We start from the raw sequence: 11,587 nt of genomic DNA on the forward strand, positions 1-11,587 counted from the left end.
AAGATGCAAGGGGGAGTGTGCAGTGAAATACAAAGATCTGATCCAATTTGAGCCCATTGAGTCTGTAGTACAATTACGGGATGCCGATAAAACCGAAAGAGCCAAACAACTAATAAGCAGCTATGTCATCTCCGACGAGATGGCCGAAAAGCTGACCGACCTTGTGATCCCCCAGCTTCAGTTCGATCAGCCCGTCGATAACAAGGGGCTACTTGTCGTAGGCAACTACGGCACCGGTAAGTCACACCTGATGTCTGTGATCTCCAGCATTGCCGAGGACGCGAACCTGCTGACCTACCTGGGCAACGCACAGGTGGCACAAGCCGCAAAGCGGATCGCCGGCAAGTTCAAGGTGGTCCGCACCGAGATCGGGGCCACCACCATGTCGTTGAGGGACATCCTCGTCGGCGTGCTAGAAGAGCACCTGGCCGCCATGGGGGTGACCTACACTTTCCCGGATGCCAGCCAGGTCCACAACAACAAGCGGGCCTTCGAAGAGATGATGGCTGCGTTCCACCAGGAGTATCCGAACCATGGCCTGCTCCTGGTCTTGGATGAGCTGCTGGACTATCTCCGCACCCGCAAGGACCAAGAACTGATCCTCGACCTCAACTTCCTCCGCGAGGTGGGCGAGGTCTGTAAGGATCTGCGCTTCCGCTTCATAGCGGGTGTGCAGGATGCCATCTTCGACAGCTACCGTTTTGCCTTCGTGGCCGATCAACTACACAGGGTCAAGGACCGCTTCGAACAGATTCTTATTGCCCGCAATGACGTGAAGTTCGTAGTCGCCGAGCGCCTGCTCAAGAAGACCGGCGAGCAACAGGCCAAGATCCGCGAGTACCTAACACCGTTCGCCAAGTTCTACGGCCATATGAACGAGCGGATGGACGAGTTCGTCCGCCTCTTCCCAGTCCATCCCGACTACATCGACACCTTCGAGAGCATCACTCTAGTGGAGAAGCGCGAAGTGCTCAAGACCCTGTCGTTGGCCATGAAAAAGCTACTCGACCAAGAGGTGCCGAAGGACTGGCCTGGTCTTATCGCATTTGATAGTTACTGGGAGAATATAAAGGAGAACCCAGCATTTCGTGCTGTGCCTGAGATTCGTGAGGTAATCGAGTGTAGCTCGAAATTGGAAGGTCTTATTGATTCCAGTTATCCAAAAGGAAGGAACAAGGATTTCGCAAGGCGAATTATATACGGCCTAAGTGTTCATCGGCTAACGGTTGGCGATATAAACAAACCGGTTGGTCTAACAGCAGAAGCATTACGGGACTCTCTTTGTCTTTTTGATCCGCTGGTGGCAGAACTCGGCGGAGATCCTGCCGATGACCTACGAGGAGAGGTTGAGGCAAGCCTGCGGGTGATCAGCCAAACGGTAAATGGCCAGTTCATTTCCGCGACAGAAACTGATTCTAAGGGGCGTTTGAGTGGTCAGTTTTACTTAGATGTAAAGAAAGATATCGATTTTGATGCTCAGATCCGGAGCCGCGCCGAGAGCCTCGATGCCTCCCAGCTCGACCGTTACTACTACGAGGCCCTGAAGCGGGTCATGGAGTGTACCGACCAGACCTATGTCCCCGACTACAAGATCTGGCAGCACGAGCTGGAATGGTTGGATCGCAAAGCGGCAAGACAAGGATATCTATTCTTCGGCGCTCCCAACGAGCGCTCGACGGCGATACCGCCCCGCGATTTCTACCTCTACTTCATCCAGCCGTTTGATCCACCGCACTTCAAGGACGAAAAGAAGGCCGATGAAGTGTTCTTTTACTTGAAGAACAGAGATGAAGAGTTTGAGCAAAAGTTGCGTTTTTATGCTGCGGCGCTGGACCTCGCCTCCACCTCAAGCGGCCACGCCAAAGCAACCTATGAGTCCAAGGCCAATGGATTCCTCAAGGACCTGGTGGATTGGTTGCGGAAGCATATGACTGATGCCTTCGAGGTGACCTATCAGGGACGTGCCAAGTCGCTGTTTGAATGGGCCAGAGACAAGTCCATCCGCGAGCTGTCTGGGCTCAATCCGAATGATCGAATCAACTTCCGCGACCTGGTGAACACTATCGCCGGCATCGTCCTATCCGCACACTTTCAAGATCAGGCGCCCAAGTATCCCTGCTTCTCTGTGCTCATCACTAGCCAGAACCGCAAGCAGGCTGCCCAGGACGCCCTGCGAGCAATCGCTGGACAGAACCCCACTAAGCAGGCACTAGCTGTGCTTGACGCCTTGGAACTTCTCGATGGAGATAAGATCACTCCGAGTCGCTCTAGGTACGCGAAGCATATCCTAGACACCCTCAAGAATAAGGGGCATGGCCAGGTGGTCAACCGTTCGGAGCTGATCCAGGAGGTCTGCGGCGTCGAATACTTCGCACCGAACAAGGGGTACCGCCTGGAGCCCGAATGGGTTGTCGTGGTCCTGGCCTCGCTGGTCTACTCCGGGGACCTGGTGCTTTCGATTCCCGGCAAGAAGTTTGACGCCACCGGATTGCCGCAACTGGCCGCGACGAGCATTGATGAGCTGGCCCACTTCAAGCACATCGAGCGACCAAAGGACTGGAACCTACCCGGGCTCAAGGCGCTATTCGATCTGCTAGGACTTGCGCCTGGCATGGCGCAGCTCGTCACCCAGGGCAAGGAAGAGCCGGTCCAGCAGCTCCAGAAAGCCATTTCCGCAATGGTGGATAAGCTGGTCATGGCCCAGCAGAGCCTACAGAGTGGCCTTTCCTTCTGGGGCAGAAACCTGCTGGCTGAGGGGGAAATAATCCAGCTGCGTGATCGGCTCGACCAGACCAAGAAATTTCTAGAATCTCTCCAGGCTTACTCCTCACTCGGCAAGCTCAAGAACTTCCACTACGACGCCCAGGAGGTGAATCGTCACGAAGACGGCCTGAAGGCCCTCTCTGAGATAAAGTCCCTGCAGGAACTGGTGAAAGACCTTGATTCGGTGACCTACTATCTCTCCCTTGCGGAGGGGGTGTTGCCCGCGAACCACAAATTGGTGAAGGAGATGAAGGCGGCCCGGGACGCAGTGCTCGAGCAGGTGTCGGACCCGGTACAGCGCACGTCCAGCTCTTTCCGCCAGAAGACCCTGCAAACGCTTACTGACCTTAAAAAATCGTACGTGCGAGAATATCTTGCTATGCATAACCGAGCCCGACTGGGCTCTAATGAGGATAAGTGGAAGAAAGATCTGTTAAAAGATGAACGTCTAAAAATGCTCCGAAGTCTTGCCAGTATTGATATCATGCCCGTTTCACAACTTATGGAGTTTGAAAAACGTTTAGCTGGCCTGAAGAGCTGCTTCGCGCTCACCGAACAGGAGCTAAATGCATCACCAATTTGCCAGCATTGTGAATTCCGGCCTGTAACGGAAAACATGGTTCCATCTGCAGCTACTGTGTTAAATAATCTAGAGACAGAACTCGATGAGCTTGTAAAGAGCTGGACTCAGAAACTGCTTGATAACTTGGAGGATCCAACTACCCAAAGGAATCTAGATCTGCTAAAACCTGAGTCCAGAAAGCTTGTGGATGCTTTTCTGGAGGAAAGGAAATTACCCGATGAGTTGGGGCAGGATTTTATACAGGCGCTCAAGGAAGTTCTTTCAGGATTGGTAAAGGTAGTTATTAAACCCGAGGATTTACGGTCAGCTCTTTTGGAAGGTGGTTCACCGGTTACGCCAGAGGAGATGAAGAAGCGTTTTGAAGAATACCTTGAAGAATTAACGAAAGGCAAAGAGCCGGGTAAAGTAAGGATTATATTGGAATAGGGGCGAAAGATGAAAGATGAGAGAGGTAGACCATATTCAGAGTCAATTTGATCTTGAGTCAACTGTTAAGCCGCAAGGTCCGGTGGAATGCCTCGGGATGACCTTTGAAACCGACGAGGCGCGGCGGGAGCATTTTCTGGGTCTCTTGCGCGAAGGGCTGGAGGAACTTCACGCCAAGCTTGGTGGTGTGCCCTTCACTACGGTGGAAGACGCTTATGCGCGGATGAAGTCGGTGGAGAAATGGCCTATGGGGGATGATGCGCGTCTTGGAGAGCTTGCCGAGCGCATGCGCCGTGCTGATTCAAGCAAGGATCTCCTTCAGCGCTGGAAGGACGAGGTCGGCTTCCCGCACGGAGAGATCGAGGATATCTTGAACTTATCCGATCCACCTTATTACACGGTGTGCCCGAACCCCTTCATCGAGGACTTCATCAAGCACTACGGCAAGCCCTACGACCCGAACGTGCCTTACAACAAGGAGCCTTTCGCAGTGGATGTGAGCGAGGGGAAGGATGATCCCATCTACAAGGCCCACTCCTACCACACCAAGGTACCGCACAAGGCGATCATGCGCTACATCCTGCACTATACGGAGCCGGGAGATATTGTCTTCGACGGCTTCTGCGGGACGGGAATGACCGGTGTGGCGGCACAACTTTGTGGCGATCGCGAAACTGTGGAGTCTCTGGGCTACAAGGTGGACGAGCAGGGCATTATTTATCAGCAGGAGGCGGACGAAAGCGGCAAGATCGTCTGGAAGCCTTTCTCAAGACTTGGTGCCCGGCGAGCGGTCCTCAACGACCTATCACCTGCTGCCACCTTCATCGCCTACAACTACAACACGCCGGTGGATGTGCAAGCCTTTGAACGCGAAGCCAAGCGCATTCTGCAGGAAGTAGAAGAAGAGTGCGGCTGGATGTACGCCACGTTGGCCGAGCCCCGAGACGGCGAGGCGGAGGAGTGGGCTGACAAGCTGCGTGCATGCAAAACACCCGATCAGATTCGGGAACTTTTAAGCTCTCAGTTTTCACTTCTTAAAGGTCCCACCTGGGGCTGGATCAACTATACCGTTTGGTCAGATGTTTTTGTTTGTCCCGAATGTACGCGTGAGGTGGTTTTCTGGGATGCGGCGGTAGACAAGAAAGCGGGCAAGGTGCACAGCGAATTTCCCTGCCCGCATTGCGGCGCCAGTCTCACAAAGCGCAACATGGACCGCGCCTGGGTGACCAAATACGACAATGCTATCAATCAAACCATCCGCCAAGCCAAGCAGGTGCCGGTGCTCATCAACTACAGCGTGGGCAAGAAACGCTACGAGAAAACGCCCGATGCCTTTGACTTGGCGTTGATCGAGAAGATCGAAGAGCTGGACATTCCCTACTGGTTCCCGAAGAACCCGATCCCAGAAGGTGATAAGACCGGCGAACCGCTCCGCATCGGCATCACCCACGTGCACCATTTCTATACGAAGCGGAATTTGTGGGTACTGGGGGCATACTTTTCTGGGCTTAAGAGATCAGAGTTAGGCGGTCGACTAATTCCAATCCTCACAGGAAGTCTGCTTGGACTCACAAGACTACAGCGGTTCAAACCGAAGACAACGTTCCCAAACATGATACTCAGCGGAACTTTGTATGTTGGCTCCCTTGTGCGCGAATGGCGCGTAGATCAATGGCTCAACGGGAAGCTTAGATCGTTTAAACGTGCGCTTTCCTCAAGACATTCGTCTGGACTAATAGAATCAAGAACATCGCAGTTTCTGGATGTCTCAAGTGCCTGCTGCGACTACATCTTCACCGACCCGCCCTTCGGTGGCAACCTGATGTATTCCGAGCTGAACTTCCTCTGGGAAGCCTGGCTTAATGTCTTCACCAACAACAAGCCGGAAGCGATTGAAAACAAGGTACAGGGTAAGGGCCTGCCGGAATACCAGCGGCTCATGACCGAGTGCTTCAGGGAATACTACCGTGTGCTCAAGCCGGGCCGCTGGATGACCGTCGAGTTCCACAACTCCAAAAATAGCGTCTGGAACAGCATTCAGGAAGCACTGCAAACGGCGGGCTTTGTCATCGCGGACGTGCGCACGCTGGACAAGAAACAGGGCTCGTTCAATCAAGTGACTCAGGCAGGCGCAGTCAAACAGGACATCATTATTTCCTGCTACAAACCCAACGGCGGCCTTGAGGAACGCTTCAAACTCGAAGCCGGCACCGAAGAAGGTGTCTGGGACTTTGTCCGCACCCACCTGAAGCAACTACCGGTGTTCGTCTCCAAGGACGGCAAGGCGGAAATCATCGCCGAGCGGCAGAACTACTTGCTCTTCGACCGCATGGTGGCCTTTCATGTCCAGCGTGGCGTGATGGTGCCCCTCTCTGCGGCGGAGTTCTACTCCGGTCTTGCTCAGCGCTTCCCGGAGCGTGACGGGATGTACTTTTTGCCCGAGCAGGTAGCCGAGTACGACAAAAAGCGCATGAAGGTGAAGGATGTCCTGCAGCTTGAGCTCTTCGTCACCGACGAGGCCTCTGCCATCCAGTGGCTTAAAGCAATGCTCACGAGAAAGCCCCAGACCTTCCAGGAGCTTCATCCGCAGTTCCTCAAGGAGATTGGAGGCTGGCAGAAGTACGAGAAGTCGCTTGAGCTAAAGGAGCTTTTGGAGCAGAACTTTCTCTGCTACGACGGCAAGGGACCGATTCCCAAGCAAATCGTTTCCTGGATGCGCCAGAGTTCGGAACTCCGGAAGATCATTGATGAACAACTTGCTTCTGGCCAAGCTCAAGAGGACAACAACGGACTTGAGACTCGAAACTTGCATCTTATAGACCGCGCCAAGAACCGTTGGTACGTCCCAGATCCGAACAAGGCTAGTGATTTGGAGAAGCTTCGTGAGAAGGCTTTGCTCAAAGAGTTTGAAGAGTATCGTGAATCCAAGCAGAAGCGCCTGAAGAGATTCCGTGTTGAGGCCGTCCGCGCCGGTTTCAAGAAGGCATGGCAGGAGCGGGACTACGCGACCATTATCGCCGTGGCGCGTAAGATCCCCGAGCATGTCCTCCAGGAGGATCCCAAACTCCTCATGTGGTACGACCAGGCGATTACTCGATCCGGGGAGGATGGATAATGCTATGACTCATGGGAGGAAGGTCATGAGCGATATTGGCTCCATGACGGAGGCGCTGAAGCTGCCCAGCGGCGCACGGTTCTATCGCTGCGCGCTTCAGGTTAATCCATTCGACTACGTCAAGCGCCATAACAAGGAAACGGCGTTTGAGGATGAGGCGTCATACAACGCCGCCATCGTGCAGGCCTGTCTCGATCACGGTATTGAGGTCATCGCTATCACTGACCATTACCGGGTTCACACAGCCGACGGCCTAGCCAAGGCAGCACGTGACGCGGGTATTCATGTGTTTCCTGGCTTTGAGGCCGTTACCAAAGACGGCGTTCACATTCTGTGCTTGTTTGAACCAGAAAGAACCACACGAGAGTTGGAACGTATACTTGGCGACTGTGGAATCCACCGGGATGAAGCCGTATCACCCACAGGTAAATACGATGTCATAGAGTTTCTCAGGACAGCTACCCATTCATGGGGAGCGGTTTGTGTAGCAGCCCACGTTGCATCGGATGGTGGGCTGCTCAACAGGCTCAGTGGTCAGCCAGCCATAAACGCATGGACCTGTCCAGACCTTCTCGCCTGTGCGCTTCCTGGGCCCATCACTGATGCTCCGAATGGCATCCGCCAGATTCTAGAGAACAAGAACGCCGACTACCGCCGAGATCGACCGGTCGCCGTTATTAACGCCCAAGACGTATCAAGCCCAGAGGACTTCGATAAACCTGGCGCGTCCTGCTGGATAAAGATGTCCGCGGTCTCCGTCGAAGGGTTACGACAGGCCTTTCTCGATCCTTCCTCACGGATCAGGTTGGCCAGTGACCCTGTCCCGGAGGAGCACGAAGAGTTCCTGGCGTTAACGTGGCAGGGTGGCTTTCTCGACGGCGCCGCGATTCATTTCAACGAGAATCTCAATGTGCTGATTGGTGGTCGAGGCACCGGCAAATCTACCGTCATCGAAAGCCTCCGTTATGTGTTGGGGCTCGAGCCTCTTGGCGAGGACGCCCGCAAGGCACACGAAGGCATTGTGCGCTATGTCCTGCGTAATGGCACCAAGATTTCACTCCTGGTGCGTGCTCATCGGCCCGCAAAGCGGGACTATCTGATCGAGAGGACGATTCCGAATCCACCGATAGTGCGTGATGAATCCGGTAATGTCCTGGAGGTATCGCCCACCGACATCATTCCACAGGTTGAGGTATATGGTCAGCATGAGATTTCCGAGCTGACGAAAAGCCGTGAAAAGCTCACGCGCCTGTTGGAACGATTCATTGACCGTGACACAAACCTAGCACAGCGCAAGAACGACTTGAAGGGAAAGCTCGAGCGCATACGGGCCAGGATTATCGAGGTGTGGAAAGAACAGAAGGGAATCGAGGATCGCCTTGCGACCCTTCCGGCACTCGAGGAGACACTTCGGCGCTTCAAGGAAGCGGGAGTAGAGGAGCGCCTGAAAGAACAAAGCCTGCTGGTGCAAGAGGAAAAGGTCCTTGAAACTGCTTTCGACCGCCTTGAACCATTCCGCGAAGTACTTGACCAGATGGAGCGCCATCTCCCCGTAGATCGCAGCTTTCTGTCAGCTGAAGCCTTGAAGGAGTTGCCGGGCAAAGAAGTATTGATGGAAGCGGATCAGGTTCTTGAGCGCTTCAACGAGGCCATGAATACCATCAGGGATCAGGTAGCAAAGGCCATCCAGGACGCCGAGGAGGGACTCGAATCAGCTAAGCGCAAATGGGAGGAACGAGAGAAGGCCGTCAAGGAACAGTACGAGAAGATCCTTCGGGAGTTGCAGAAGTCGAAGATTGACGGCGAGGAGTTTATTCAACTGCGTCGGCAAATTGAGGAGCTTCGCCCACTTCGAGAACGACAGGATGAGCTGGCGCAGAACGCGAAGGAATACCTATGTCAGCGCCGAAACCTGCTTGCGCAATGGGAGGACGTAAAGACGGAAGAATTCCGGGCACTGGAACGCGCAGCCAAGAAAGTTAATCGTAAATTAAGGAACCGCGTCAGGGTGACGGTTACCTTTGCCGGCAATCGAGAACCGTTGTGCAAGCTGCTTCGCGACGAAGTGAGGGGCCGCCTTTCCGAGGCACTGGACGTGCTGAGTCAGCGTAAGGACCTATCACTCGTTGATCTGGCCAACACAATCCGAGAGGGCAAGAATGCCCTATGTAAGAAGTATGGCCTTTCCCCGTCGCAAGCTGAGCGGCTTGCGCAAGTCGATCCAGACTTGGTTATGAAGATTGAGGAGCTGGACCTCCCTTCAACAACGACAGTTGAACTGAATGTGGCCCCGGAAGGCGAGGACGCCCAATGGCAAACTCTCGAAAAGTTGTCGACCGGCCAGAAGGCTACGGCGGTACTGCTGCTTTTGCTGCTGGAAGCCAATGCGCCGCTGGTAGTCGACCAGCCTGAGGACGATCTTGACAACCGGTTCATTACCAATGGCGTCGTTCCCAGGTTGAAAGAAGAAAAGCGGCGTCGCCAATTCATATTCGCCACTCACAACGCGAACATCCCCGTGCTTGGAGATGCCGAGTTGATCGTAGGTCTAACCGCCTCTGGCGAGGCAGGTCAAGGAAAGGCCAAGCTACCCAGCGAGCATATGGGTTCCATCGATACCCTGCTGGTGCGGGAGCTTGTTGAAGAGGTCCTTGAAGGAGGAAAGGATGCTTTCGAGATGCGGAGAAGGAAATATGGCTTTTGAAAGGCGGACATCGAGAGCCTTTCGTTGATGGGAGAAGTTGAACAACGATGACCCTGTCGGTGGAAAACAACAACTGGTACTACAGCCCCGAGCACGGGGAGCTCTGTCGGGTCATCGAGACCAAGACACTCTGGGGCGAGACCGTCTGCCGTGTCTGGCTGCCGGGCAAGGATGCTGTCGTGCAGTTGCCCGCCACGCGCCTCCGGCCTCCGCATGAAGCAGGAGTCGCCACCGTGGACGGGATCGCTTATCTCGCCGCCGCGGCGAGAGTCGCCGATGCGCTGACCCAGGACGTACTGCTTGCGCCCATCGAATCATCCGTCATCCCGTTGCCTCATCAGATTCGAGCGCTCTCCAGGGCCATTTCCAACGACCGTGTACGCTATCTCTTGGCAGACGAGGTGGGCCTCGGTAAGACCATCGAGGCAGGTCTCATCATGCGGGAGCTCAAGCTCCGGGGCCTGGTGAGGCGAACACTGGTGATCGCCCCGAAGGGCCTTGTGACTCAATGGGTCGCCGAAATGCGGCTCCATTTTAATGAGGAGTTTCAACTTCTTCTCCCCGATGACTGGAAGACGTTGCGCCGTATTTCGGCGGTTCCTGGTGCATGGTTCTTGGTTTCCGATTCAGAAAGACTCGAAACCCGGAGCTCGCAACGCACATCTTCGCTGCGCAACCCATTCCTCATGTTCCATCAGGTTGTGACACCGATGGATTCCGTCAAACCACCCGCAAATAGTAGCGGCCCGGCATGGGAGCGCTTCGAGGACCTGATCTCCGCCGGATGGGATCTGATCATCGTGGACGAGGCCCATCGCCTTGGTGGGAGCACAGACCAGGTGGCCCGTTACAAGCTCGGTCAGGGACTGGCCGAGGCAGCACCTTACCTCCTCTTGCTCTCCGCCACGCCGCACCAGGGCAAGACGGACCATTTTAGACGTCTGTTGTCCCTGCTGGACCCAGAAGCGTTTCCCAACGAAGAAACCATCTCAAAAGAACGGGTTCGGCCATACGTGATTCGCACAGAGAAACGTCACGCCATTGATGCGGAGGGCAAACTGCTTTTCAAACCACGACGCACGGAACTGGTACCGATCTCGTGGGAGGATCGCCACCGGGATCATCGACTGCTCTACGAGGCGGTCACCGAATACGTACGCGAAGGCTACAACCAGGCTATCGCTGAGAAGCGCACCTACATCGGATTCCTTATGATCTTGATGCAGCGTCTGGTGGTCTCCAGCACCCGCGCCATCCGCACTACGCTGGAGCGGCGCCTCGAAGCGCTCGAGACTCCCCAGGAACAGCTCACACTCTTTCCGCAGCTCAGCGAGGAGGACTGGGCTGAGCTGGACGGGCAGGAGCAGATGGACATGCTGCTCAAGACCCGGCTCAAGGCTCTGAAGAACGAACTGGACGAGGTGAAGATGCTTCTGGAAGCAGCCAAGCGCTGCGAAAGCCAGGGACCGGACGCTAAGGCCGAAGCACTCCTGGACTGGATCTACCGTCTCCAGGCTGAGGAAGGCGATCCGGATCTCAAAGTGCTGGTGTTTACTGAGTTTGTACCGACTCAAGAGATGCTATATGAGTTCCTGACCGAGCGAGGCTTTAAGGTGGTGTGCCTTAACGGTTCTATGAACTTGGAGGATCGAAAGAGGGCTCAGAAAGAATTTGCCAAAGATGCCCGTATCCTAATCTCGACGGACGCTGGTGGCGAAGGCCTCAACCTTCAGTTTTGTCATGTGGTCATAAACTACGATATTCCCTGGAACCCAATGCGTCTAGAACAACGCATTGGTCGGGTGGATCGTATCGGCCAGAACCATACAGTGCGTGCTGTTAACTTTGTGCTTGATGACTCAGTGGAACACCGTGTTTGCGAGATTCTGGAGGAAAAATTGTCCGTCATATTCAAAGAATTTGGCATCGACAAGACTGGGGACTGTAAGGGGCCACAAATTGCTTCCGTTTAATTAGTTGAAGGAGATGGTGGGAG

General features: G+C 54.6%; 3 protein-coding genes and 1 pseudogene. All 4 read left to right on the forward strand.

What is annotated here, in order from left to right; translation table 11 throughout:
• The first annotated feature begins 22 nt into the window (after positions 1 to 22).
• Entirely contained in the window at positions 23 to 3,772 is a 3,750-nt protein-coding gene (locus V7Z69_RS02455; RefSeq protein WP_334138327.1) for a DUF6079 family protein, read from the forward strand.
• A 16-nt stretch (positions 3,773 to 3,788) separates the two neighbouring features.
• Complete coding sequence (locus tag V7Z69_RS02460) at positions 3,789 to 6,887, forward strand: DNA methyltransferase (RefSeq protein WP_334138329.1); 3,099 nt, start codon at positions 3,789 to 3,791, stop codon at positions 6,885 to 6,887.
• A gap of 25 nt (positions 6,888 to 6,912) precedes the next feature.
• Entirely contained in the window at positions 6,913 to 9,591 is a 2,679-nt protein-coding gene (locus V7Z69_RS02465) for a TrlF family AAA-like ATPase (protein WP_334138331.1), read from the forward strand.
• A 47-nt stretch (positions 9,592 to 9,638) separates the two neighbouring features.
• Positions 9,639 to 11,396, forward strand: a pseudogene (locus tag V7Z69_RS02470) (helicase-related protein); the annotation flags it as partial.
• Positions 11,397 to 11,587 lie beyond the last annotated feature (191 nt).

Source organism: Thermovirga lienii (assembly GCF_036847465.1).
GTDB classification, from domain to species: Bacteria; Synergistota; Synergistia; order Synergistales; family Thermovirgaceae; genus Thermovirga; species Thermovirga lienii.